Source organism: Zwartia vadi (assembly GCF_030410375.1).
In the GTDB taxonomy this organism is placed as follows: Bacteria; Pseudomonadota; Gammaproteobacteria; order Burkholderiales; family Burkholderiaceae_B; genus Zwartia; species Zwartia vadi.
The window spans coordinates 170301-193561 of the sequence record NZ_JAUHHE010000003.1 but is presented as its reverse complement, the minus strand read 5'-3'; the positions used below and the strand labels follow the sequence as shown (position 1 = coordinate 193561).

Annotated in this window: 20 protein-coding genes, 1 tRNA gene and 1 pseudogene; 11 read left to right on the top strand and 11 right to left on the bottom strand. The window is 53.7% G+C overall.

Going from position 1 to position 23261, the window contains the following annotated elements:
* Nucleotides 1–62: 62 nt before the first annotated feature.
* Nucleotides 63–1547: a glycine betaine ABC transporter substrate-binding protein gene (locus QWY27_RS03925; RefSeq protein ID WP_435433442.1), complete on the top strand. Its 1485-nt coding sequence runs from the start codon at nucleotides 63–65 to the stop codon at nucleotides 1545–1547.
* A 10-nt stretch (nucleotides 1548–1557) separates the two neighbouring features.
* On the opposite strand, the gene QWY27_RS03920 is transcribed toward QWY27_RS03925, so the two are convergent.
* Nucleotides 1558–2997 (bottom strand): CoA transferase, encoded by a 1440-nt coding sequence (locus tag QWY27_RS03920; protein WP_435433440.1) that lies wholly within the window; start codon nucleotides 2995–2997, stop codon nucleotides 1558–1560.
* 119 nt (nucleotides 2998–3116) lie between these two features.
* Here QWY27_RS03920 and QWY27_RS03915 point away from each other — a divergent pair.
* The 3 genes from QWY27_RS03915 to QWY27_RS03905 all read left to right on the top strand — a co-directional run bounded on the left by QWY27_RS03915 (nucleotide 3117) and on the right by QWY27_RS03905 (nucleotide 4374).
* Nucleotides 3117–3193 (top strand) — tRNA-Arg (locus QWY27_RS03915).
* A 208-nt stretch (nucleotides 3194–3401) separates the two neighbouring features.
* On the top strand, nucleotides 3402–3761 hold the full coding sequence (locus tag QWY27_RS03910; protein ID WP_290194914.1) for a hypothetical protein: 360 nt from the start codon (nucleotides 3402–3404) through the stop codon (nucleotides 3759–3761).
* Nucleotides 3762–3765: 4 nt separating this feature from the next.
* Nucleotides 3766–4374, top strand: a complete 609-nt coding sequence (locus QWY27_RS03905) for an MASE1 domain-containing protein (RefSeq protein WP_290194912.1) — start codon at nucleotides 3766–3768, stop codon at nucleotides 4372–4374.
* Between the two features lie 11 nt (nucleotides 4375–4385).
* Here the strand turns inward: QWY27_RS03905 and QWY27_RS03900 are convergent, their stop codons facing one another.
* Genes QWY27_RS03900 through QWY27_RS03875 form a run of 6 tightly spaced genes read right to left on the bottom strand, consistent with a single transcriptional unit; the run spans nucleotide 4386 to nucleotide 9285 of the window.
* Nucleotides 4386–4631: a TIGR02450 family Trp-rich protein gene (locus QWY27_RS03900; protein WP_290194910.1), complete on the bottom strand. Its 246-nt coding sequence runs from the start codon at nucleotides 4629–4631 to the stop codon at nucleotides 4386–4388.
* A complete protein-coding gene (locus tag QWY27_RS03895) occupies nucleotides 4621–5601 on the bottom strand; it encodes a Bug family tripartite tricarboxylate transporter substrate binding protein (RefSeq protein ID WP_290194908.1) in 981 nt (326 codons plus the stop codon). The genes QWY27_RS03900 and QWY27_RS03895 overlap by 11 nt, the downstream gene beginning before the upstream one ends.
* Before the next feature lie 52 nt (nucleotides 5602–5653).
* Nucleotides 5654–6043, bottom strand: a complete 390-nt coding sequence (locus QWY27_RS03890) for an AtuA-related protein (RefSeq protein ID WP_290194906.1) — start codon at nucleotides 6041–6043, stop codon at nucleotides 5654–5656.
* Nucleotides 6040–7419, bottom strand: a complete 1380-nt coding sequence (locus QWY27_RS03885; RefSeq protein WP_290194905.1) for an acyclic terpene utilization AtuA family protein — start codon at nucleotides 7417–7419, stop codon at nucleotides 6040–6042. The genes QWY27_RS03890 and QWY27_RS03885 overlap by 4 nt, the downstream gene beginning before the upstream one ends.
* Nucleotides 7416–8330, bottom strand: coding sequence for a DMT family transporter (locus QWY27_RS03880; RefSeq protein WP_290194903.1), 915 nt, complete (start codon nucleotides 8328–8330; stop codon nucleotides 7416–7418). The genes QWY27_RS03885 and QWY27_RS03880 overlap by 4 nt, the downstream gene beginning before the upstream one ends.
* A gap of 7 nt (nucleotides 8331–8337) precedes the next feature.
* Complete coding sequence (locus QWY27_RS03875; RefSeq protein ID WP_290194902.1) at nucleotides 8338–9285, bottom strand: D-2-hydroxyacid dehydrogenase; 948 nt, start codon at nucleotides 9283–9285, stop codon at nucleotides 8338–8340.
* Nucleotides 9286–9498: 213 nt separating this feature from the next.
* On the opposite strand from QWY27_RS03875, the gene QWY27_RS03870 reads away from it, so the two are divergent.
* The 7 genes and pseudogenes from QWY27_RS03870 to QWY27_RS03840 all read left to right on the top strand — a co-directional run bounded on the left by QWY27_RS03870 (nucleotide 9499) and on the right by QWY27_RS03840 (nucleotide 17367).
* On the top strand, nucleotides 9499–10101 hold the full coding sequence (locus QWY27_RS03870; protein WP_290194900.1) for a thermonuclease family protein: 603 nt from the start codon (nucleotides 9499–9501) through the stop codon (nucleotides 10099–10101).
* Complete coding sequence (locus QWY27_RS03865) at nucleotides 10092–12377, top strand: ABC transporter substrate-binding protein (RefSeq protein ID WP_290194898.1); 2286 nt, start codon at nucleotides 10092–10094, stop codon at nucleotides 12375–12377. The genes QWY27_RS03870 and QWY27_RS03865 overlap by 10 nt, the downstream gene beginning before the upstream one ends.
* Nucleotides 12374–13351, top strand: a complete 978-nt coding sequence (locus QWY27_RS03860; RefSeq protein ID WP_290194896.1) for an ABC transporter permease — start codon at nucleotides 12374–12376, stop codon at nucleotides 13349–13351. The genes QWY27_RS03865 and QWY27_RS03860 overlap by 4 nt, the downstream gene beginning before the upstream one ends.
* Before the next feature lie 5 nt (nucleotides 13352–13356).
* Nucleotides 13357–14793 (top strand): annotated as a pseudogene (locus QWY27_RS03855) (ABC transporter permease); the annotation flags it as partial.
* An 87-nt stretch (nucleotides 14794–14880) separates the two neighbouring features.
* Nucleotides 14881–16500 (top strand): ABC transporter ATP-binding protein, encoded by a 1620-nt coding sequence (locus QWY27_RS03850; RefSeq protein ID WP_290195058.1) that lies wholly within the window; start codon nucleotides 14881–14883, stop codon nucleotides 16498–16500.
* A 75-nt stretch (nucleotides 16501–16575) separates the two neighbouring features.
* Nucleotides 16576–17085 (top strand): DUF1178 family protein, encoded by a 510-nt coding sequence (locus QWY27_RS03845; protein WP_290194894.1) that lies wholly within the window; start codon nucleotides 16576–16578, stop codon nucleotides 17083–17085.
* Between the two features lie 30 nt (nucleotides 17086–17115).
* Nucleotides 17116–17367, top strand: a complete 252-nt coding sequence (locus QWY27_RS03840; protein ID WP_290194892.1) for a YkgJ family cysteine cluster protein — start codon at nucleotides 17116–17118, stop codon at nucleotides 17365–17367.
* 42 nt (nucleotides 17368–17409) lie between these two features.
* On the opposite strand, the gene efp is transcribed toward QWY27_RS03840, so the two are convergent.
* The 4 genes from efp to acnA form a co-directional block, all read right to left on the bottom strand.
* Nucleotides 17410–17967: an elongation factor P gene (gene efp, locus QWY27_RS03835; protein WP_290194890.1), complete on the bottom strand. Its 558-nt coding sequence runs from the start codon at nucleotides 17965–17967 to the stop codon at nucleotides 17410–17412.
* Nucleotides 17968–18074: 107 nt separating this feature from the next.
* The gene (earP, locus tag QWY27_RS03830; RefSeq protein ID WP_290194887.1) at nucleotides 18075–19220 is read right to left on the bottom strand and encodes an elongation factor P maturation arginine rhamnosyltransferase EarP; all 1146 of its coding nucleotides are present in this window, start codon (nucleotides 19218–19220) and stop codon (nucleotides 18075–18077) included.
* Between the two features lie 2 nt (nucleotides 19221–19222).
* Entirely contained in the window at nucleotides 19223–20437 is a 1215-nt protein-coding gene (locus QWY27_RS03825) for a DUF2863 family protein (protein WP_290194885.1), read from the bottom strand.
* 80 nt (nucleotides 20438–20517) lie between these two features.
* Complete coding sequence (acnA, locus tag QWY27_RS03820) at nucleotides 20518–23223, bottom strand: aconitate hydratase AcnA (RefSeq protein WP_290194883.1); 2706 nt, start codon at nucleotides 23221–23223, stop codon at nucleotides 20518–20520.
* Nucleotides 23224–23261 lie beyond the last annotated feature (38 nt).

The window sequence follows — 23261 nt, the reverse complement described above, 5'->3', positions numbered from 1 at the left end:
GCGTGATCTGGCGATTCCTGCGCAAGGGACTGCTTGGCGTCCTCTGTGTGCTGTGCACGCAGATGGCGATGGCAGCGCCCTTTGTGGTGGGATCCAAACGGTTCACTGAATCGTTTATTTTGGGTGAAATCATTGCGCAAACAGTGCGTGACGCAGGTGTCACCACGGTGCAGCTCAAATCCGGCATGGGCAACACCAGTATTTTGCTCGCGGCGCTTAGAAGCGGCGAGATTGACGTTTACCCGGAATACACCGGCACCATCGCTCGTGAGATTCTCAAGTCAGAGCAGCCACTCTCACTTGAGGAAATAAATGCCAAGCTTTTGCCGATGGGCTTGCGTGCAGGCGTATTGCTTGGTTTCAATAACTCCTATGTGTTGGCAATGCGTAGTGATCTTGCCGGCTCGCTGAACATCAAGTCCATATCGGATTTGAGCAGACACCCCACGCTCGTGTTGGGACTCTCGCACGAGTTCATTGGGCGTGCGGATGGCTGGCGTGGTTTGTCGCAAGCTTACGGTCTCGGGGCGCTTAAACCGCGTGGCTTGGACCACGGCCTAGCCTATGAGGCGATCGCTGCCAAAAAAATAGACTTGGTTGATGCCTACAGAACAGACTCAAAACTTTCGCGTTACGCGCTGACTGCGCTAGAGGATGATCGTCATTTTTTCCCGGGCTATGAGGCGCTCTTGTTGTTTAGAGCAGATGTGCCGGAGCGCTTTCCTGTTGCGTGGCAAGCGCTTCAAACACTTGAGCAATCGATTTCACAGAGCACCATGCTTGCGCTCAATACGCGAGCCGAGATTGATCAACAGAGCTTTCCCGCGATCGCGAAACAGTTTTTAACAGAGCGTGCATCTGGTGTAGCAGGCGCAGAGAATGTGCGTGATCCGTCGCAAGCAAATGACCGAGACAGCTTCATGACGGTTTTGTTTGGTCCTGATTTTTTACGCCTGACTCTTCAACATTTGTTCCTCGTTCTAAGTGCTCTGGCCTTTGCCTGCCTGATGGGTGTGCCACTCGGCGTATTCTGTTTTTATGCGCCAAGGCTGGGTCAGCTTGTGTTGGCTGTAACAAGCGTCATGCAGACGATCCCATCGCTGGCTGTGCTCGCTTTCTTAATCACGTTGTTAGGCACGATCGGGACGCTCCCTGCAATTGTGGCCTTGTTTTTATATGCTTTATTACCGATTGTCCAAAGCACACACGCAGGATTCAAGGAAATCCCGTTCTCCATGCGCCAAGCCGCGACTGCGCTTGGGTTGACTGCCCTGCAGCGACTCTGGTTAGTGGAGCTGCCTTTGGCGCGAGGGGTGATTTTGTCGGGCATCAAAATTTCCGCCGTGTTGTGCGTGGGGACCGCGACGATTGCGGCCTTTATTGGCGCGGGAGGTTTTGGTGAGCGGATTGTCCAGGGGCTTGCTCTGAACAACACACAGTTGTTGCTTGCGGGCGCCATTCCTGCCGCTGCCTTGGCGATGCTCATGCAAGGCGCATTTTTTCTCTTGGAAAAATACTGGACACCGCAGCGCGGTCATACGCATTAATCGCATGAGTCTATCGCCAGTTTGCGCTGTCCCGTTTGAGCGGACCAGCGCCAACGGACCAACGCATCGCTATGTCAGAGACAGTGACAGGCCATTTGAGGCGGTGAGCGGGTCCCCAAGCTGTGTGTTCAATCGTTTGACTAATGTCATCAGGTGTTTCGGGTGCGAGTCTTGGACGGTTCAGGCCCGAGGGATCCCGCGTTGTCATGAGCAGTGTGCCGGTGCGCGCGAGCGAGCAGCGTGCGATTGTGCCTTTACCTGTCTTGACTCGGTGTTCCAGGCCGCGTAGCGCAGCGGTCGCGAGCAAATATCCGGTTGCATGATCGAGCGCCTGAACAGGCAGAGGTTCGGGGCGCGCGCTCTGCGCAAGTTGCTGTCCAGCTTGTGCGATACCGATACTCATCTGTACAAGACTGTCAAAGCCGCGTCGGTTTGCCCATGGTCCGGTAAAGCCATACGCATCGAGCGAAACATCCACCAGTCCGGGCCTGATCCGCTGACGGGCCTCGGCATCCAGTCCCATGTTCGCCAGGGCATCGCTGCGATAACCGTGAACGAGGATATCCGCCTCGCTCAGCAGTTTGAGCCAGTGGACACGCTGGTCAGCCTGACGCAGATCGAGCTCGGCGCAGTGCTTGCCAAGAGTCATTTCTGGCGCATTCGATTCATCCCACATGGGCGCGTCCACACGCAGGACTTCCGCACCGAGTCCTGCCAGCATGCGTGTGGCGGTCGGACCCGCCAATACCCGCGTCATGTCGAGCACTTTGAGGCCCTGAAGGGGTTGCCCGGGAGCGGGTGTCCATGTTTGATTCTTGCCATGCAAACCATCGGCCCAGTTGATCAGTGCCTCCTTTTGTAGCGCCTGGCCTTGAGGATGTCGCACCCATTGTTCTGCGGACATCATGGTCGCGGCGCACCCACCTTCGGCCAGTACACGCGCTTCGAGTTCGTCTCTCCTCCATGTCGATACGGCTTGCGCCATGGCTTCAGGGTTAGGGGGGCACTTTAATACCCTCAACGCAGCGTCCAGGTGATGGGATGCATTGGTATGTAAGCGCAGCCAACCGTCCTGAGCCAGATAGTCAGTCGCAGGGACCTCTTTTGGTTTGGGGAGCTGCCACCCAAGGGGCCTCAGTGTGCTGGCAAACCAAAACGAAGCGAGCCGTTGATCAACCTCAACGCACAAGGATGAATCTGCGGCGAGTCCGTTCGCATGGCGAAGGGTCTCAAGCAATGAGGCGGCTGCAAGTCCGGCAGCTCCCATTGAAGCAGACGCCAGCTCTGTGACGGCAAAAAAAGAGGGCAGACACCCCTGGCCGGTGAAGCTTACGTTCGCCGTCTGTTGGCTGGCTCCATTCGCAGCATGCCAGATTGTTTCTAACAAGCTGCGACAGAGTGTGTATGGTTGCGGTTGCAGGTGTGGGTGTGAATTCGATTGAGTAAGCATGGCGATTTATTTAATCACATACCAAAACCTTAAAACCTAAGAATATTGCTCGCATTAAAGCTTTAAAAAAGAGGAGTCGCCACGACTGGTAAAAAACTGATATAATTTTCGTCTTTGCAGCGCCCGTAGCTCAGTTGGATAGAGTACTTGGCTACGAACCAAGGGGTCGTGGGTTCGAATCCTGCCGGGCGCGCCAATAAAATCAGGGGCTTACAGTTTAAATACTGTAAGCCCCTGTCCATTTTGGCAGCCACTCCCTTTTCAAGTTGGGTGCAAATATAAGTTAGTTGCTGACACGTTCAAAGCTTTTCAGGTAAAGCGCTGAAATAACCAAGCTTTTTCACCATATTCCAAAAGGTGTACACGGCTTGCGTTGATTTAAAGATTAGCAGTATCATCAACATATGGTTACTGAATCAAAACACTCTCTTACGTATCTGCGTTTCCTGAACCTTGTTCATGCGATCAAGCAGATCCCCACGTTTCCAGCGATGGATCCTGTCGAAGAGCGACTGCTCGCCATGCTTGGTGTCAACTGGCACAATGGTAAAAAAGTCAGCGTGCTTGAAGCGATGGGATTGTCGACTGAAATTTCCGCAACGACTGCGCATCGCCGGCTCAAAACCTTGCGAAAAAAAGGCATGATCGATCTCGACACCGACAAGGTAGACAGTCGCGTTAAATACGTCGTCCCGACAGCCCTTGCGGAGCAGTATTTTGTGACGCTTGGTCAGGCGATTGATAAGGCTCACATACCGGGTTGATTGAATGCTTTTACCGCCTTCTGGCGCTGCAAGGCCGCAAACTTCCACTCATCATCGCCTCGGTATCTGGGCGATGATTTTGTTTGTGCTCGCTGTGGCTGTGTCTTGGCTTGTGCTCTACGAACTAAACACATTCCTGTTCGCGGATATTCATATGACCAGCTTCATCAGCTGGATTTTTTTGCCCGCAGCGATTCGTATGCTTGCTGTAATGATTGGGGGATGGGCAGGCGCGCTGGGTTTGTTCTTGGGTGCGGTGTTCACCAACCTTGAATTGCTTGAATACGAGCCCTTCAATGTTTTGATGATTGCAGCCTTATCCGCGCTGGGGCCTTTGTTTGCTGTGTACCTTTGTACGCGCTGGCTCAAGCTGCCTGATGATTTAGCCGGTTTGCAGCGTTCACAGTTGTTGGTGTTTGCGGTTGCTGGCGCGGTGTTTAATGTATTTCCCCATAATCTTTATTTCTACATGACGGGTTTGTCCTTCGACGCTTGGTCCGGCATATTGCCGATGTTTGTTGGCGATCTAGCCGGCACTCTGATTGTGCTGTATCTGGCGAGTTTTTTTATAAGACTGTTTGCCAACAAGAGCACAGACATCAAGCGGGTTTGAGTTTTAAGTACTCAAACCCAACCCTGTCGCCAATTTTCTTGATGTTTCAAATCGCGCCATGTGATTTTGATTTGACGTCCCGTCATGGCGGCTTCAAGAATGACCTCCACGACAGGCTCATCGAGCTGTTCCGGTTGGATCACTTTCGTCACCCAAAAATGCTTTTCCTTGTGCGTGGGCTTGACTGCAGTCCATTTGCTAAGCAAAAGCTTTTTTGGATGAACGTGATTTTTGGCAGCGACCGATTCACTTTTCAATGGTGATATTGCCGTCGGTGATCACTTTGTTCCAGATTTCGCTTTCTTGTGCCATCTTTTTAGCAAAATCAGCTGAACTGCCGCCGCCTGGATCAAAACCAAGTTTGGCGAGCTGCGCCAAGACCTTCGGATCTTTCAGTGATTGATTCAAAGCTTGGTTGAGTTTGTTTAGAACAGGTTCTTTCATACCAGCAGGACCAAATACCCCAAACCAGGTGAGTGACTCGTAGCCCGGGACAAAGTTCGAGAGTGGCGGAATGTTTGGAGCGACTGAGGAGGCTGTTCCAGAAGTAACAGCCAGCGCACGCACTTTGCCATCGCGAATATGTGGCAAAGAAACGGAGATTGAATCGAACATCATGTCCAAGCGGCCTGCCATCAAGTCGGGCATCGCCAAGGCAGTGCCTTTATATGGGACGTGTGTCATTTTTGTCCCGGTCATCGCCAGAAAACGTTCAGCTGACAAGTGAGGGATACCGCCCGTACCGGCAGAGCCGAAATTCAACTTACCTGGATTTTTCTTGATGTAATCAATGAGCTCAGGCATGGTTTGAGCAGGAGATGAAAGCGGCACCACGACGACTTGGGGGGATGACGCCAGGAACATGATTGGCGTGAAGTCTTTGGTGGGCGAATAAGGCATTTTGGGGTTGAGCAGCGGTCCAATCGTATGCGTGCTCGATGTTGCAATCAAAATGGTGTAGCCGTCGGGAGCCGCGCGTGCGACCATTTCTGAGCCAATGACACCAGCGGCCCCTGCGCGATTTTCAACCACGACGCTTTGACCCAGTTCCGCGCCAAGTTGTTGAGCGACAACGCGTGAGACCAAGTCAGTGGCACCACCCGCCGGGAAGGGGACGATCAGCTTGATGGGCTTGGTTGGATAGGTGCCTTGCGCGAAGGCGGTCGGTGCGCTCAGGCAGGCGAGTGCGCAGAGGCCTGCAAGGAGTGCGTGACGTCTGGTTTTCATGAATAAATCTCCAATGCAATGAGTCGAGAACAAAATTTTAAAGCAGTCGTACCTAGACCGATAGAGAATACTCTTTGACGGTGAGCGTTTGAGCAAGCTCTCGGGGCACCTCGACAGGCATGTCCATCATCCAGAAAGACAAGCCTTTTCCATGCGTATCCAGATTGAGGGCATCATTGACGCCACCATCCAGAATGCCTTCAAGGACGAAGTTCAGCGCCAGAAGCTTTGGTAAAACATAGCGCGTCACCCGGGTGGGGTGTCGGTAGCCAAACCACTGTGCCACTTTTGTTTCCGTTGCTTGGGCGACCAAGACATCAAAACAGGCTTGATTCCAGGCGATCACGCTGATGTTTGAGGTGTTGCCTTTGTCACCTGCACGCCCATGGGCAAGTTGATAAAGGGGTAGCTCAACGGCTGTTTGATTAATCTTTGCATTCATGGACGCTGCTCCTCGACAAAGTGATAGCCACACGGGACGGACTCACGCGGGATCGTGCAGGACAATGTGTCGAGTCGGGGTCTGAGAGACGTCCGTACGCCACCCCCACCAGCAGGCCCGCAGCAATAAAGCGAAGTGACTTCGCGAAGGATTTTTTCTGCAATCGCTTTGTCTTTATGTACTCCGGCGACACGCAGGCGAACATCGCGGGATTCAGGCAGTCCTTGACCCATTAATTCGCCCGCGTCATCACCAAAAATGCTGAGTGCCCCGATCAGGTCCACGCGTAAAGGCAACAAGTGTCCAATTCGCTTGCGCACGGTTTCGCCGGCAAGTGCCGCGCGTTCGCGCGCGCGAAAGCCTGCATAGGAGATCTCGGCCTCGGCCAGATAGCCATTGTCATAACATACATTTACTTTCAGTTCGGCCGGCCGCGGGTGACCCTGAATGCCTTCGATACGAATCCGGTTTTCACCTTCTTGGGTGATGGTGGCCTCGGTAATGTCGGCAGTGACGTCAGGTGTCAGATAGCGAGCGGGATCATGTACTTCGTACAAAATCTGTTCGCGACCAGTACGGTCATCCACGAGCCCACCTGTGTGGTCGGCTTTAAAAACCGAGAAGCTTCCATCTGCGCGGATTTCAGCAATAGGGAAACCGATTTGGTCCATACCCGGAACGGATTTTTGACCCGGTACACTGTAGTAGCCGCCAGACACTTGTGTGCCGCATTCGAGCATGTGCCCGGCCATTGTGCCGCAGCCCATTTTGTGCCAATCGTCCATCGCCCAGCCAAAATGCGCGATGGCGGGGCCAAGTGTGAGAGAGGGGTCAGAAACGCGCCCTGTGACCACAACATCGGCACCATCCCTGAGCGCTTGCGCAATTTCAAAGGCGCCGATGTAGGCGTTGGCACTGACGACGCGAGCGGGGTCAATATCAGTGCCCAGTTTTTTGAGTAAAAAATTCAGTTGTTCAGGTTTGGTCAGATCGTCCCCGTACACGACCGCGATGCGAGGCGCACGAAGATTTTGCTCACGCGCGAGCGCAAAAATCCTTTGTGCGGCCGCTTGAGGATTGGCCGCCCCAAAGTTACTGACGATTTGAATCTTGTGATCAAGGCAGCGTTTGAGCACGGGACCGACGAGATCGGCAAGGAGAGGCTCATAGCCCAACTTGGGATCTTTGCGTTTTTCAATTTGTGCCAACGCAAGGGTTCGTTCAGCGAGAGTTTCAAAGTTTAAAACGCCGCCACCCAGCTTGATGAGGGTGTCGACGACAGGGCCGGCGCCATCTGTCCGGTCTCCTGAAAACCCTGTCGCGCAGCCAACGTATAGTGGCCGCTGAGAGGGTTGAGATGTGTGTGGAGTACTCATTTATTCGCCTGATTAGTGAGGGTGACGCCAGCAATCACAATCGCTCCGCCTATGATCATTGAAAGGTAGATTGGCTCATCGAGGATAAGATAGCCTAACAATAAGCCAAAAACAGGCACTAAGTTAGTAAAGACAACCGTTCTGGCCGGGCCGATCATTTTGACGCCTTCGTTGTACCAGATGAACGCGATGGCCGAACCAAAGGCTCCGAGGTAAAAAATAGAGACAAAATTACCCCAGGTCAGCATCTCTGGCCCGAGGGTATCGAGCTCTGTCAAGGCGGCTAGACCCAGCATGAGCGTCCCCCAGAGCGTGGCGTAGGTGGTTGCTACGATCGGTGTGAGTCCTTTGAGCGCGAACCGGCTGATGACGGTGTAGCTGACCCAACTGAGGATGGCACCAAACATCAAGAGCTCACCCCAGCCAAAAGATCGCATCAGCGCTTGCATTGCGTTGAAGATCTCACCTTGTGTCACGATAGTGAGAGTGCCGATGAGCGCGAGGGCGATACCTCCCCAACGGTAGAGACCAAGCTTTTCTTTGAGAATGAGCGCGACCGTGACGGCTGTCAAAATGGGGCTGAGCGCGACGAGCAAGGCCGTCTTGCCGGCGGGCATACGCTGCAATGCACCAAAGAAGAACACGTTGTAGATTGTGACGCCGGACAGACCCAAGAGAAGCGTGACGACGAGTTGCTGGCGACTCAGTTTAGGCAGACCGCCTTCGACGCGATAAGCAATCAAGAGCAGCAGCACCAAGGCCACCAGAAAACGTCCAGTCGCGACGGTTAGTGGGGGCATGGATTGGACGGCGATGCGTCCCGCGATAAAAGTCGCCCCCCAGAAAAACGCGCACAACACGAGTTTGATGTACGCCGCGCGAAGCGACGGCGTTGAGACGGTTGAACTCAAAGCAATCTCAACTCACCACATTGACAGGCTGACCCTGCGCAAATGCATTCAGATTACCGATGATGCCAGCCATCAGGCTTTGCATGCCATGTTCATTGGCCCAAGTGATGTGGGGAGTGATGATTAAATTAGGTAGATGCATCTGCAGTAGGGTATTTGCGGCAGGCGGTGGTTCGACAGAAAGTACATCGAGTGCGACACCGCCGAGTTGTCCGCTGAGTAAGCCATCCGCAACGGCTTCCTCATTGATCAGCGGACCGCGCGAAGTGTTGATCAGCATGGCGCCTCGCTTCATCTGGGAAATTTCAGCGTGACCAATCATGCCGCGCGTTGCTTCGGTCAGCGGGCAGTGCAATGTGATGATGTCGCTTTGTGCGAGCAAGGTTTCAAACCTGACGTAACCCGGGCGGATGTCGGGACGATTGCGATGTTCGCCGAACAAGACATTCATGCCGAGCGCTTTGGCTAAGGTGGCGACTTCGTTGCCAATCGCACCTCGACCAAAAATACCAAGTGTGGCGCCTCGTACATTCAACACAGGGGCGCCGTGCACACAAAAATGAGGCGACTCGGGCCAAGCCTGTCTGGCCGTGGTCTGGTAGAAGGGAAGTGCGCGTCTGAGAGAAAAAATAAAACCGACCACACCCTCGCCCACGCTTTGCCTGGAATAGCCGGGAACATTCGACACAACGATGCCATGCTCGCGGCAGGCTTGTAAGTCCACGCAGTCATAGCCCGTTGCAGCCACACAGACAAACTTAAGTTTTGGTAGCTGTGCAAGGATGCTCGGCGTCAGCTTGATTTTATTTGTAATGCAGATATCGGCATCAGCTAGTGCATGCACCACCGCGTCGGTGTTTTGTTGGGTAGCAGGGAGGTTGACCCATTTGCTGACCCATTCGGGGACGGGGAGGGGCGTTGGAATGGTGTCGCTGTCAAGAAATACGATCTGCATGGTTAAATTTAGCCTAGATGTGATCTGATATCTGCTACCGAACATTCGGTAAAAGAGCATTAAATCATGTTGGCGGTCAGTTTGAACTTAGTGCAAGATGAGCGTTCAAACAGCGCTCCAGGGTTGAATCCTCCGAGATGGACCCATGAGCGGTGTCCATGCGATCTTTTGGCGAATGTTTTAACAAAATTTACATATAAATCAATAAGTTAAATGAAAAATAATCGATGGATCTCACTCTTTAAAAAATTCAACCGGTATGGGGTGTTGTTTGCCTGCATGGCCGTCGCCCTATTTTGGGCGGTCGACAAAATACCCGCATCGCCCGTTTCTGTGGCCCAAGCCTCCGGTAGCCAGTACAAATTAACCGGCAAAGTCGTGCGTGTATCTGATGGGGATACCATCAACCTTCTGGTCGACAATAAGCAAGAACGGATTCGCCTAGCGAGTATTGATGCACCAGAAACTTCCCATGGAAGTGATCAGCCGGGACAACCCTTTGGAGAGGCTTCGCGCAAAAATCTTGCGAATTATGTTGCGGGTAAAACTGTGACGGTGGTCTGTTTTGAAAAAGATCGCTACGAGCGTCATATTTGTGATGTCCCGGTTGACGGGACGACGGCCAATCGCTTGCAAGTCGAGCAGGGAATGGCTTGGGCCAATCAACAGGCCAAAGGCAAGTACTTGCGCGATCGTTCTTTGCCAGAGCTTGAAAAGAATGCGCGCCAGAAAAAAATAGGTCTCTGGTCTGAGCCTGATGCGGTCGCACCCTGGGAGTGGCGTGTGGTGTGTTGGAAAAATAAAAAATGTTCTTGAAGCGATTCGCTGGAGTCTATGCGACGCTTGCGCTTTGCGCAGTCGTTGCGTTGACAGGGTGTGAGCCTCGCAATCCAGCCAGTCTTGCTTGGGGTGACTCGCCGATCAATAGCCCGTATGCTGCGGGCGCAGAAAAACAGAACGTTCTGTACACGGCCTTTACACAACGTTCTCCTAAATACCTCGATCCGGCGCGCTCTTATTCAACCGACGAAACACCCTACACCTATAACATTTACGAGCCGCTGTACGGCTATCACTACCTCAAACGACCGTACGAGTTGATTCCCCGGACTGCCACGCATGTGGCTGAGCCTCTTTTTCTGGATTGGCAGGGCAACACGCTGGATGCAGACGCCCGCGCCTCTGAGATCGTTGAAAGTGTCTATGACATCACGCTGCGTCCCGGTATCTTGTACCAGCCCCATCCTGCCTTTGCGCGCAAGGACGATGGTCGTTTCAGGTATTGGCCAATCGACGCGCAGGACTTTGAGGACAAGTTTTCCATCCCTGATTTTCAGGAAACAGGCACGCGCGAGTTGACTGCTTATGACTATGTATACGCACTGCGTCGCTTAGCCAGTCCGCGTGTCGCCTCTCCGATTTTTTCGACGCTGGCTCAACACATAGTTGGCATGGAAGCTTACGGTAAACGTTTGCGCGAAATGGATGCGGACTTGCGCAAGGACCTGCCCGCGGGCGCGCGGGATTTGCCGTGGCTTGATTTACGCAATGTCGGTTTTTCCGGCGTGCAAGCGCTCGATGAGTACACACTGCGCATCCGTGTGAAAGGCTTGTATCCGCAATTCAAGTATTGGCTGGCCATGACTTTTGTCGCGCCCATTCCCTGGGAAGCCGATCGCTTTTATAGTCAGCCCGGTATGGCTCAGCGTAATTTGTCTTTGAATCATTGGCCGGTGGGCACGGGCCCTTACATGCTGACGGAGTCTTTGCAAAATAGGCGTCACGTGCTGTCGCGTAACCCCAATTTCAGGGGCGAGCCTTATCCTTGTGAAGGTGAACCGGGCGACCGCGAGGCAGGACTGTTGGCTGATTGCGGAAAAATGACGCCCTTTATTGATCGAATTGTTTTTAATATTGAAAAAGAAAGTATTCCCTTGCAGGGTAAATTCATGCAGGGCTACTACGATATTCCTCAAGTGGATCGCGGTGACACAGGTGTCGCGATGCTGGTCGCGGCAAGCGATTCAACAGAGAAAGCCGCTTTGTATGCCAAGCACGGGATTCAGCTGCCAACCACCGTCGAAGCGCAAATGCAGTACTTTGGCTTCAATTGGCGTGACCCGGTGGTTGGTCGAGGCGATACGCCGGAACAACAGATCCGGAACCGTAAGTTACGACAGGCCTTGAGTATTGCTTTCAACTGGGAAGAGTTTGTCGCAATATTTCAAAATGATCAGGCTCAGGTCGCCTATGGTCCGATTCCACCGGGTATTCTGGGTTATCAAGGGGGCGAGGCGGGGATTAATCGTGTGGTGTACGACGTCAAAGACGGAAAAGCCAAGCGTAAATCCCTTGACGAGGCCCGTCGTCTTCTGGCCGAGGCAGGGTATCCCAATGGCCGGCATGAGAAAACCGGTGAGCCTCTTGTTCTGCATTTTGACTCTGCGAGCGGTGCTGGCGGTTCGAGTCCTACGCTGGACTGGATGCGGCGACAATTTGCCAATATTGGCGTGCAACTCGATGTCCGTTCAACTGATTACAACCGCTTCCAGGAAAAAATGGCCCGCGGTGTCGCCCAGATGTATATGTGGGGCTGGGTAGCTGACTATCCCGATGCGGAGAACTTCCTGTTTTTGCTTTACGGACCAAACGCCAAAGCGGGTAAGGGTGGAGAAAATGCCTCCAATTATGCCAATCCAGAATACGACGCACTGTTTGAAAGAATGCGTGATTTGCCAGATGGAGATGAAAAGGCCCAGGTGATCGCGAAAATGATCAAAATTTTGCAAGAAGATGCACCTTGGATGTTTGGTGCTTTTCCTAAGTCTGGTGGGGCGTACCAGCAATGGGTGGGTAATGCCAAACCCACTCAGATGGTGCGAAATACCTTGCAATACATGAAGATTGATCCAGCGTTGCGTGCCAAAAAAATAGCCGAATGGAATCCGCCAGTCTGGTGGCCGCTTGGCTTGGTGTTTGCAGCGCTTGCGCTCATCTTATGGCCGGCCTGGCGCGTGTTGCGCAGACAAGAGCGCCTCAATGCGTTTGGCCAGGCCGCTCAGGAAAACATCTCGCAGGATCAGCGCAAATGATCACTTATATTTTTCGACGTCTCATGTATGGCGCATTGATTTTGCTGGGTGTGAATGTATTCACCTTCATCCTGTTTTTCGCTGTCAATACGCCCGATGACATGGCTCGGCTTGCAATCGGCGGCCAGCGCGTCAGCGCCGATGCGATTGAGAAATGGAAGGCTGACCGTGGCTATGACAAACCTCTGTTCATCAATACGGAGGCCTCAGGGGTCAAACAATATACGGAAACGATTTTCTATCAACGCTCAGTGCCTTTGTTGAAGTTTGATTTTGGCGCTTCTGATGAGGGACGTGATATTGGTCGTGAAATCGGTGTGAGGATGTGGCCTAGTCTCGCATTGGCTATTCCGACTTTTATTCTCGGTCTGCTGGTGAGTGTGGCGTTTTCATTAGCCTTGGTGTTTTTTCGGACGACGCGGTTGGATTTCTGGGGCGTTGTCCTGTGCGTGCTGATGTTGTCTATTTCCGGTCTGTTTTACATCATCGCTGGACAGTGGCTATTTTCAAAAATATTACGTTTGGTGCCTTATTCTGGTTTCGCATGGGGCTGGGATGCTGTCAAGTTCCTGGCTTTACCCGTGCTAGTCGCGATTATTGCGCGGCTGGGGCCTGAGGCGCGTTTCTACCGCAGTCTGTTTCTCGAAGAGATCAGCAAGGACTATGTGCGCACCGCGCGCGCACGTGGTTTAAGTGAGCGGATCATCTTGTTTAAACATGTCCTGCGAAATGCACTCTTGCCGATTTTGACTGGTACGGTATCCGCGTTGCCCTTGCTCTTTATGGGGAGCCTGATTGCGGAATCTTTTTTTGGTATCCCGGGCTTAGGGAGCTACACCATTGATGCGATCGGTGCGCAGGATTTTTCAGTGGTGCGCGCCATGGTTTTCCTGGGTGCCAGCCTCTACATCGTCGGCTTGATTTTGGCGGACATTTCTTACACGCTCGCGGATCCGCGTGTGCGTTTTGAGTAGCCGCCATGCCTAAAATCATTCTGCTCTGGACAGACATCGCGATTTTTGCGCTCTTTGGTGCGACCTTAGTCTATGCCTGGCATGTTTCGCGTTCCAAAAATTTGCGTGCAACGTGGTCGAGGGTGGCGCGCAGCGCACCCGCCATGTGTTCGGCAATCGTGCTTTTGGTCTTTGTGGTGATTGGCTTGCTGGACTCTATGCATTTTCAGCCGCGCTTGCCACCGGTTGCAGGTGCGCCCTCGAATGCTGCGCCAGTGTATGCCCCCAAGGTTGTGTCGGTACTCGATGTATTGCTTGAAGATACGGCCTTTGTTCGGTCTGAAAAAACCTATTCTGCGCCTCTTGCTTATTTGCAGTTCACAAAGGAAACGATTTTGCAGGAGGGGGGCGCGCCAACGCGCGATTTTCCGAGGCTTCGCTTTGGTGGCCGACATCTAGACGATCCCGAGATCGAATGGGGGCGTGATGTTTTGCAGCGTGCGGGGGCGGGGCTCTTAATCGGGATGTTGGTGGCTGTTGTGCTCTGCGCGCTAGTGGTCTTGTCCGTCGGACAGGGCGCGCGTCTTGAAGTCGCCAGGCAGATATGGCGAGGTCAAACCGAGCTTCCCTGGCGCGCCATGCTGATCACGATACTGGTACTTTGTTTGTTGTTAGGGATTGTCATGGGCCTTGCCTCAGGCTATCACGTGCTTGGAACAGATCGCACGGGTAATGATGTGCTTTGGCAAGCCTTGAAAAGTATCCGCACAGCTTGGGTGATCGGTAGTCTGACGACGGTCGCGATGCTGCCTCCCGCATTGATATTGGGTATTTCGGCTGGCTATTTCAAAGGCTGGATCGACGACGTCATTCAGTACATTTACACCACACTCACCTCGATTCCGGGTGTGTTGTTGATCGCAGCTTGCGTGCTGATGATGCAGGTTTATATCGATACACATCCGGGTCTATTTCCAACAGCCGCACAGCGCGCGGATTTGCGGCTCTTTCTGCTCTGCATGATTTTGGGACTGACTGGGTGGGCCGGGTTGTGTCGTTTGCTGCGCGCCGAAGCACTCAAGCTGCGCGAGCTCGAATATGTTCAGGCTGCGCGTGCTTTTGGCATCTCCAACTGGCGGATCATGGCGCGACACTTGTTGCCAAACGTCATGCACATCGTGCTGATTACAGCGGTATTGGAGTTTTCCGGTCTGGTTCTGTATGAGGCGGTTCTCTCGTATCTCGGTATCGGCGTCGATCCGAGCATGAACTCGTTTGGTTCAATGATCGAGAAATCTCGCTTTGAAATGTCTCGCGATCCAATGATCTGGTGGAATCTTCTCGCGGCCTTTATATTCATGCTCGCGTTGGTCTTGTCGGCTAATTTATTCGCCGATGCGGTGCGTGATGCTTTTGATCCTCGATCAAGAATGTTTCGGCCCAGGCGCTTGAAGTTGCTGGGCGGCAAAGAAGCGCAGCAATCTGGGTCAACTGTCGAGGGCTCACCTGCGTCGGCCTCTCCGGTTCTTGAGGTGCAGGCGCTTGAAGTCATGATCGATACCGGTGAGGCCTGGCGGCATGCCGTCAAGGCGTTAGCCCTGTCTGTTCAACGGGGAGAAACCTTTGCACTGGTGGGGGAGTCCGGTTCTGGCAAAAGCATGACTGCGCTGGCTTTGATGCGCTTGCTGCCCGAGGCCTTGCGCGCGACCCAGGGGCGGATCCTGATAGGTGGCATTGATATCAACACTCTGTCTGAGTCTTCGATGCGCACCATTCGGGGAGGACGTGTCGGGATGATTTTCCAGGAACCAGGTACGAGCCTCAACCCCGTGCTACGCATCGGTGATCAACTGTGCGAAGCGATCGTCGCACATACGGAATTGCGCGGTACGGCAGCCCGACTGCGCGCGATTCAATGGTTGCAGCGTGTTGGTATTCCTGAGCCTGAACAACGAATCGATGATTATCCCTTTCAGTTTTCGGGTGGTCAAAAACAGCGCATCATGATTGCGATTGCCTTAGCCGCCGAGCCCGAGTTGTTGATCGCAGATGAGCCAACGACTGCACTGGATGTGACGGTGCAGGCACAGGTCTTAGGTTTGATTCGCGATATTCAGCACGAGCTCGGAATGGCCGTGTTGTTGATCACGCATGATTTGGCTGTGGTGCGGGACGTGGCCGATACCGTGGCACTGATGCGTTTTGGCGAAATTGTTGAAACTGCGCCTGCCGAAAAGTTTTTCAAAGCGCCTAGTCATCCGTATGCACGCGAGTTGTTTGCCGCCATTCCAACATTCGCCAAAAGAGGTCAACCGCTGAGCGCTTCGCGGCCAGAGGCACCTGCGCAGGGTGTCTGCGCTGCGCAACATGACTCAGTCGCTCTGGCTGTCGAGCAACTGGCGGTTGCTTATCCCATTAGAAAAGGTCTATTGCGCAGACAGGTGGGGGTCAATCAGGCTGTCCAGTCTGTCAGTTTTACGTTGAAGCGGGGAGAAACCCTGGCGCTAGTGGGTGCCTCGGGCTGTGGCAAAACAACAGTCGCCAAAGCGCTGCTCAGGCTTCTTGATACCTCCGCTGTGATCACGGGTTTGGCGCGAGTCGGTACGCAGGATGTGTTGCAGGCCTCGCGTCTACAGCTGCGCGCCTTGCGCCGCCGGATGCAGATCGTCTTTCAAGATCCTTTTGCCTCACTTGATCCGCGGATGCGGGTGCGCGAGATTTTGCATGAGGGAATCGCCGCTTTGCGGCCTGAGTGGTCCTCTGAACAACAGGCTCAGCGCATTATGGTGTTGCTGGAGCGTGTGGGCTTGCCGTCTGATGCGGCTGACCGCTATCCGCATGAGTTTTCTGGTGGTCAGCGGCAGCGGATTGCAATCGCCCGTGCTCTGGCGGTCGAACCGGAAGTTTTGATTCTGGATGAGCCGACATCGGCACTCGATGTGTCGGTACAGGCGCAAATCCTCGACTTGTTGACAGATTTACAAAAAGAAACCGGGATGGCGTATTTGTTCATCACGCATAATTTTGGCGTGGTTGAGTATTTGGCTGACCGCGTTGCAGTCATGGATGGCGGGCAGATTGTGGAGTTTGGCGAGGCGGTTCAGGTGCTGCAGTCTCCCCAACACGCTGTGACGCGTGAGCTTCTCTCAGCCGTGCCCCGTTTAGGGTGATCCCTGAGTCATTTCGGGAGCTCCGTTATACTTTGTAGGTCTTGTTTTTTTTAGCATTGCCCTTAGATTGGATATATGGGACTTAAAGTTTTCGATTTGCAGTGTGAGCATGGCCATCTTTTCGAGGGCTGGTTCGGTTCGCACGAAGATTATGACTCACAACAAAGCCGTGGCTTGTTGACCTGTCCGGTATGCCAGAGTGGGACCATTGAAAAGAGATTGTCGGCCCCCCGGCTCAATGTCGGTCACTTCGATGCCGAGCAGCGTGCTGCTGAGGGAGGCGGTTCAACTGGCAGCGGTTTAACCGTGAGTACTTCAAGAGAGGCTGTGCTTGCCGCATCGCCCGAGGCGGTCCAGCTCGCACAAATTCAAGCCGCCATCATGCAGCAGATGCGTGAGCTTGTGCGCAACACGGAAAATGTAGGCGCGGCTTTTGCAGAGGAAGCCCGCCGGATTCACGAAGGCGAGTCCGAGGAGCGACCCATCCGCGGCACAGCGACGCCAGAGGAGCGGGAGGCCCTGATTGAAGAGGGTATCGCGGTTGTGGCGTTGCCTGACTTTCTTGATGCTGATCGTTTGCAGTGAGTTCTCGCTCACCTCAAGGTATCACAGACAATGCTTTGTCGTCCTGATTGCGGGGCTTGCTGCATAGCACCGTCCATTACCAGTCCCATTCCCGGCATGCCACAGGGCAAGCCTGCTGGAGTGCCTTGCATTCATCTGATGACTGACTATCGCTGCGCGATTTTTGGTCAACCCGAGCGTCCTGCTTTTTGTGGGGGGCTCAAGCCCTCTACGGAGATGTGTGGGTCCGATCGTGTCTACGCGTTACGCTGGCTAGGGGAGCTTGAACGCGCGACAAAATAAAATTGAAAATTGTCGCGCGCGTTCACCCAAGCCAGAGGAACATTACATCACGCGGCTGCGGTACTCGCCCGTGCGGGTGTCGATCTCGATCTTGTCGCCGATGGCGCAGAACAAAGGCACAGGCAGCTCGTGTCCTGTGTTGATCTTGGCGGGTTTCATGACCTTGCCGGACGTATCGCCGCGCACTGCAGGCTCCGTGTAGACGATTTCGCGCACAACCATTGTGGGCAGTTCAACGGAAATGGCACGACCGTCATACAACACAACTTCGACCTTCATGCCTTCTTCGAGATAGTTCAGCGCGTCGCCCATGCTGTCGGCTTCGACTTCGTGCTGGTTGTACTCTTCGTCCATGAATACGTACATGGGGTCGGCAAAGTAGGAATAGGTGCACTCTTTACGGTCGAGCACGACCACGTCGTATTTTTCGTCAGCTTTGGAGACGGTCTCGCTACCCGAGCCAGTCAGCAAGTTTTTGAACTTGAGCTTGACGACAGCGGCATTGCGACCAGACTTGTTGTATTCGGCGCGCTGCACGACGACGGCGTCTTTGCCAACCATCACTACGTTGCCCACGCGCAGTTCTTGTGCGGTTTTCATTCTTTAAAACTCCGGTAACTAAGAGTCTCCGGGACAAACTTGGCCGGAGTTGTTTGATTAAAAAGCCCTCTATTTTAGCCTTTCTCAAGGCTTGCCGCTTTTAAACGCTATTTGTCGGGCAAAAGAGGGTGCTTTTGCCTGCAAAACGCGTCTAACGAGGTGGCTAAGTCAGGTAGCTTTGTCAGTTTTTCGCATAAAGATTGAGTGCTAGAGCGCCATTGTTCAAACGCAGCGGGCGTCAGAGACTCTTTTAATGCCGTCATGAGAGCGGGACCGGAGGCCTCGCGGTTCCATTCCAGCAAAACCCTTTGTGCGAATACCGCAAGCTCGCTGAGCGACAGCCAGGCCTCAAGTTTTTTGAGGTGAGTCAGCTCGGATTGAGGGTAAATATGCCAGATAAAGGGTTTGCCAGCCCATATTGCGCGCACAATCGAATCCTCGCCGCGCACCACATTCAGATCGGCAGTCCACAAAATTCGGTCATAGTGCTCTTGGGAAACAAAGGGGACGCGGACGATGTGCAGCGACCCGCGGATGCCTGGCGCAAGCTCGGGCACGACGCCCTGTGGGACGAGCAGGATAGAGGCTTGCGGATGCTCGCTGAGCACATCAAGCAAACTGTCCAATGGAGCTAGCGGGTAGCAAAACAGAGAAATCAGTCTTCCTCTGCTCGCTGGGTGCGCAGATGTTGCATGATCTGGGCGCCAGGCTCGCAATGCCGCATCCGGGACGCCCAGGCTTTTGATCATTTGGTATTGTTGTGCTGGATCGTCGCGCCATGCATCTCGCGCGGTGAGGAGTGATTGTTCGCGTATCAGACCGCCCGTTTGTGGCGTAAACCCCGGGAAAAAGAAGTGGGACGACAGACCATCTGAACGCAGTGAAGGTAGGGTATGACAACCTTCTACCCATTTTTCCGCGCTCAAGTACTCGAGGTTCAGCCAAAGCGTGGCGTGCGCGTTGATGCTCGCCAAATAAGAAGCGGGCAGTTCGCAAGAAAAGCTTGCGATCACGATCGGCCTGGGTTCAAGTGCCGGTGCGGGCTCGCACCAGTGAACGATCTCTACGCCTGAAATGGTCTGTTGTGCCCGTTCTGGATCAAGACCGGGCTCGATACGTTGAAAGCTCTTGAGGTCATCGACACATAGTCGAATCGACCATTGGTGTTCACGTTGCAACTGTCGCACCAGGCGCCAAGTCACGCCGATATCGCCAAAGTTATCAATGACCCGGCAAAAAATATCAGCGCGCATATCTAGTGAAAATGAGCGGGCGCGGTTTCTGCGTCTTCGGGTAGCTCGGCGTGCACCATTTCACCGTTTGGATTCGGAAAATAAGGGGCACCACAGTCCTCGCAAAACTCCGGCATCAAAATGCCCGGTAAGCGACGAATATCGTTAACGCCGCATTCTTTTAAGAGGGCGGCGATCTCATCAATCGTTTCAACAGGCGGGGGCTCATGGTCAAGAAGCGGCTGATCATCTTCGCGCCCGTACAGTGGCCACAAGCAACCGTAGACCACTTCGTTTTGATTTTTTTGTGTAAAGCCGATGCGGTATTCATCGACTCGACGCTCACCACATCCAGCAATTACCGCACGAAGTTGCGCGGCCTCGATATTTAACGCGGCACCCAGCCACGACACCGCAGCCTTGACAGAGAGGGGGCGCACGCGTCGGTCGGCATCCCTGTTGCTGACATAATAGGCATCAGGCGTTAACACCTCAAAACCGCAACCCGGCAGCAGATTTGAAAAAATAGGTGTTGCGTGCTCAATCCAGCGCGCCAGACAGAGCTCTCGACCTTGACCGAGTTCACCAGGCTCCTCTTGCCAGCGGAACAGGGGCTGGCCTTCGGGAACCGCAACGGCGGCGACAAGATAGCGGGTATCCGCCAGCATGTTGAATGCTTCGGGTTCGCTATTGAGCGTCGGCGCTGTGTAGGATACGCCAAGTGCTGCGAGACCGAGTTTGTTTAACCAGTCCCATGTTTCGCAAAAGGTGCGCGGCATCTGATCCAGGCTTGCAAGGTGAGGAAAGAGTGCCACCTGGGTACCGCGGGCCAGCACATGCGCCTGGAGGTGCTCACGCAAAGTCTGCGCAGGTGAGATTGGGATTTCACTGGCGGGTATGCTGTAGCGTGTCCATGCGACCAGTGGGGCGACGATCAGCAAGACGTCATAACGTTTGCCGTCCTGTTCAAGTAAACATGACTCGGACAGTGTTTCAGCTTGTTCAATCAGGACCTCGTAGCCACCGAGGTGTGTCTGGGAGAGATGCTCCAAGGCGGCATCGATGGCCGCATCATTGTGCGCACGCATGAGTTTAAGCAGAACCGTTGCAAGCTCCGATTCCCAATAACGATCCTCCACGCGGCTGCCAGAGCTATGAAGCGCGAGGGCGAGCGCGACCAAACGCGAAGCGTCTCGCGTTAAGCGGGTGGAGGTTGGGGTCGAACGAAGACGTGCCATGGGTTTACGTGCCTGCCGACAAAAGGAGTCTAGTGTAACGAACTATCTCGCGATAGTCGGCAGGAGACGAGGATTGGGGCTTAGGCCGCAATCAGCTGTCTCAGGACAAAGGGCAAAATCCCGCCGTGCTGGTAATAGTCGACTTCGATTGGGGTATCGATCCTAAGAAGAACGGCCACCCGCTGGCTCGAGCCATCCGCACGGTGGATCACCAGGGTCACGTCTTGTTGAGGAGTAATGCCTTGTTCGAGACCTTCAACATCAAACGTTTCAACGCCCGTTAATCCCAAAGACTCCGCGCTGTCCTGTCCTTTAAATTGTAAAGGCAATACGCCCATGCCAACCAGGTTGCTGCGATGAATGCGTTCAAAACTTCGGGCAATGACTGCCTTGACCCCCAGAAGCTGCGTTCCTTTCGCAGCCCAGTCCCGAGAAGAGCCGGTACCGTACTCTTCGCCACCAAAGACAACTGTTGGCACGCCATTGGCGATGTATCGCATGGCCGCGTCGTAAATGGATACTTGTTCACCACTGGGTTGCATCAGCGTTTGCCCACCCTCCACACGTGAGCCATCCGGTCTGGCAGGAATCATCAGGTTTTTGATACGCACGTTGGCAAATGTTCCGCGCATCATGATTTCATGATTGCCTCGTCGGGAACCGTAACTATTGAAATCCGCTTTTTGTACGCCGTGGGCAAGCAACCACTGTCCGGCTGGCGAGGATTCGCTAATCGAACCGGCTGGTGAAATATGATCGGTTGTGACAGAGTCGCCAAAAATTCCCAGGGTACGCGCGCCTCTCACAGCTGGCATTGGTTTGGGGTCCATGGTGAAATCATCAAAAAAGGGCGGCTCGGCGATATAGGTTGAGTTCGGCCAGTCGTACACATCCCCTGTCACGCCCTCGATGTTTTGCCAAAGCTTGCCGGGCTTTTTGTCGACTTTTGCGTAGTTGGCGCGAAAGACTTTTGGATCCATGGCGAACTTCATGAGCTTTTCAACTTCTTTGGCGGTCGGCCAGATATCTCCAAGATAAACCGGTCCTTTTTTACCCTCACCAACGGGCTCTGTCATTAAATCGCGCATCATGTTACCCGCGAGTGCGTAAGCAACCACGAGCGGAGGCGAGGCTAGGAAGTTTGCTTTCAGGTTCGGATGAATGCGGGCTTCGAAATTGCGGTTACCCGACAACACGGCGGCACAGATCAAGTCGTTGTCAATGATGGCTTGATTGAAATCCGCAGCAAGATCGCCGGCGTTCCCAATACATGTTGTGCAGCCGTAGGCCGCCACATCAAAGCCAAGTTGATCGAGATAGGGAAGCAGACCCGCACGCTCGAGATATTCAGTCACGACACGCGAGCCTGGTGCGAGTGATGTTTTGACGTGTGCGGGAACTTTGAGTCCGGCCTTTACAGCTTTTTTAGCGAGCAATCCAGCCGCAAGCATCACGCTTGGGTTGGAGGTGTTTGTGCATGAAGTAATCCCAGCGATCAAAATGTCGCCGTTATGGAGTGTCTTGCCGGTCGAGGTGGTGAAGGCTTTGCTAAGTTTGGCGGCGGGTTGATTAAAGCCGTTATCGCTGATGGGCTTTGAGTACAGTTTTTTAAAGGTCTTTTTAACCTGTCCGATTTCAATCCGGTCCTGGGGGCGCTTGGGTCCAGCGAGAGAGGGCACCACCGAACCGAGGTCGAGTTTCACGACTTTGGTGTAGTTGATATCCGAAGCATTGGGCACGCCAAACATTTTTTGCGCTTTAAAGTAGGCCTCAAGCGCCTGAACCTCGTCTTTAGTGCGGCCTGTTCCTTCGAAATACTCGATGGTGCGATGGTCGACCGGAAAAAAACCTATTGTTGCGCCGTACTCGGGGGCCATGTTGCCGATCGTGGCACGGTCGGTTACAGAGAGCTTGGCGGTACCCGGACCACAGAACTCGACAAATTTGCCGACTACTTTTTCTTTGCGCAACAATTCTGTGATGGTGAGTACCAAGTCGGTGGCGGTCACCCCCCCCCGCAACTCGCCTGTCAGCTCCACACCCACGACATCAGGCGTTAAAAAGTACACGGGCTGACCCAGCATGCCAGCTTCGGCCTCGATGCCTCCCACCCCCCAGCCCACGACGCCAATGCCGTTAATCATGGTGGTGTGACTGTCCGTGCCCACCAGTGAATCTGGGTAGTACACGTTGTTCTGTTTGTCGTGATGCACGCCGCGAGCCAGATACTCCAGGTTGATCTGGTGAACAATGCCAAATCCTGGAGGGACGACGCCAAACGTATCAAAGGCCTGCATGCCCCACTTGAGGAACTGGTAGCGTTCTTTGTTCCGTGAGAACTCGACCTTCATGTTGAGGTCCAGGGCGTTTTTGGTGCCGAAATAATCGATCATCACCGAGTGGTCGACGACCAGATCAACGGGTACCAGCGGTTCGATGGATTTCGCATCTTTTCCCATTTTTTTGGCAACCGCGCGCATGGCGGCAAGATCAGCGAGCAATGGGACGCCCGTGAAGTCCTGCAATACTACGCGGGCAACGACAAAGGGAATTTCCAGTTCACGTTTGCTGTTGGGTTTCCAGGCTGCCAGTTCACGGATATGGCTTTCAGTGACTTTCTTGCCATCGCAATTACGCAGCACTGATTCAAGCACGATCCTGATTGACATCGGCAGACGTGAAATATCGACGCCTAAAGACTCGCCCAGCGCAGGGAGCGAGTAAAAATGAGCTTGTTTTTTGCCGACCTTGAAAGTCTTAAGCGTGTTGAGTGTGTCGTGTTTCATGGCAGACGCTCCTTGGTGATGATTTGATTATCCTACAC

Bases quoted from the DNA above. Each gene is read 5' to 3' on its own strand.
- QWY27_RS03895 (WP_290194908.1), bottom strand. From the start codon at position 5,601: ATGAAAACCAGACGTCACGCACTCCTTGCAGGCCTCTGCGCACTCGCC.
- QWY27_RS03890 (WP_290194906.1), bottom strand. From the start codon at position 6,043: ATGAATGCAAAGATTAATCAAACAGCCGTTGAGCTACCCCTTTATCAA.
- QWY27_RS03875 (WP_290194902.1), bottom strand. From the start codon at position 9,285: ATGCAGATCGTATTTCTTGACAGCGACACCATTCCAACGCCCCTCCCC.
- QWY27_RS03840 (WP_290194892.1), top strand. From the start codon at position 17,116: ATGCTTTGTCGTCCTGATTGCGGGGCTTGCTGCATAGCACCGTCCATT.
- QWY27_RS03870 (WP_290194900.1), top strand. From the start codon at position 9,499: ATGAAAAATAATCGATGGATCTCACTCTTTAAAAAATTCAACCGGTAT.
- QWY27_RS03885 (WP_290194905.1), bottom strand. From the start codon at position 7,419: ATGAGTACTCCACACACATCTCAACCCTCTCAGCGGCCACTATACGTT.
- QWY27_RS03925 (WP_435433442.1), top strand. From the start codon at position 63: ATGGCGATGGCAGCGCCCTTTGTGGTGGGATCCAAACGGTTCACTGAA.
- QWY27_RS03860 (WP_290194896.1), top strand. From the start codon at position 12,374: ATGATCACTTATATTTTTCGACGTCTCATGTATGGCGCATTGATTTTG.
- earP (WP_290194887.1), bottom strand. From the start codon at position 19,220: ATGCGCGCTGATATTTTTTGCCGGGTCATTGATAACTTTGGCGATATC.
- QWY27_RS03850 (WP_290195058.1), top strand. From the start codon at position 14,881: ATGATCGATACCGGTGAGGCCTGGCGGCATGCCGTCAAGGCGTTAGCC.
- QWY27_RS03920 (WP_435433440.1), bottom strand. From the start codon at position 2,997: ATGCTTACTCAATCGAATTCACACCCACACCTGCAACCGCAACCATAC.
- acnA (WP_290194883.1), bottom strand. From the start codon at position 23,223: ATGAAACACGACACACTCAACACGCTTAAGACTTTCAAGGTCGGCAAA.
- efp (WP_290194890.1), bottom strand. From the start codon at position 17,967: ATGAAAACCGCACAAGAACTGCGCGTGGGCAACGTAGTGATGGTTGGC.
- QWY27_RS03825 (WP_290194885.1), bottom strand. From the start codon at position 20,437: ATGGCACGTCTTCGTTCGACCCCAACCTCCACCCGCTTAACGCGAGAC.
- QWY27_RS03865 (WP_290194898.1), top strand. From the start codon at position 10,092: ATGTTCTTGAAGCGATTCGCTGGAGTCTATGCGACGCTTGCGCTTTGC.
- QWY27_RS03845 (WP_290194894.1), top strand. From the start codon at position 16,576: ATGGGACTTAAAGTTTTCGATTTGCAGTGTGAGCATGGCCATCTTTTC.
- QWY27_RS03905 (WP_290194912.1), top strand. From the start codon at position 3,766: ATGCTTTTACCGCCTTCTGGCGCTGCAAGGCCGCAAACTTCCACTCAT.
- QWY27_RS03910 (WP_290194914.1), top strand. From the start codon at position 3,402: ATGGTTACTGAATCAAAACACTCTCTTACGTATCTGCGTTTCCTGAAC.